Origin of the sequence: Demequina muriae (assembly GCF_030418295.1) — a bacterium.
GTDB classification, from domain to species: Bacteria; Actinomycetota; Actinomycetes; order Actinomycetales; family Demequinaceae; genus Demequina; species Demequina muriae.
The window spans coordinates 1-563 of sequence record NZ_JAUHQA010000038.1; the positions used below are offsets into that span (position 1 = coordinate 1).

The 563-nt window shown below is 67.7% G+C and carries 1 protein-coding gene; it reads left to right on the plus strand.

The features are described 5' to 3' along the window. A partial coding sequence (locus QQX02_RS13250; protein WP_301143838.1) for an asparagine synthase-related protein occupies positions 1 to 563 on the plus strand: 563 nt, incomplete at both ends.

Here is a 563-nt window from a genome sequence, read left to right on the forward strand (position 1 = left end):
TGACAGCGCCACCGGCCATTTGCGTCGCTATTACGAACGTCCGTGGCGCGCGTACGCGACGACGCAGGGCAGGGCGCCGGGCGACCTGCGTATCGCGCTGGAGCAGGCGGTCCAGCGCCAGCTGATGACCGACGTACCGTACGGCGTACTGCTTTCCGGCGGGCTGGATTCCTCGCTGATCGCCGCCTGTGCCGCACGCTTCGCCCGCGAACGCGTCGAGGACGGCGGCCAGAGCGAAGCCTGGTGGCCGCGCCTGCATTCCTTCGCCATTGGCCTGGAAGGCTCGCCGGACCTGGCCGCTGCGCAACTGGCCGCCGAGGCGCTGGGTACCGTGCACCACGGCTTCGTCTACACCTTCTGGGAAGGGCTGGACGTGTTGCCGGAAGTGATCCGCCACATCGAAAGCTACGACGTCACTACCGTGCGCGCCTCCACGCCGATGTTCCTGCTGGCTCGGCGCATCAAGGCGATGGGCGTGAAGATGGTGCTCTCGGGTGAAGGGTCCGACGAGCTGTTCGGCGGCTACCTCTACTTCCACAAGGCGCCCTCGGCCGAAGCCTTCC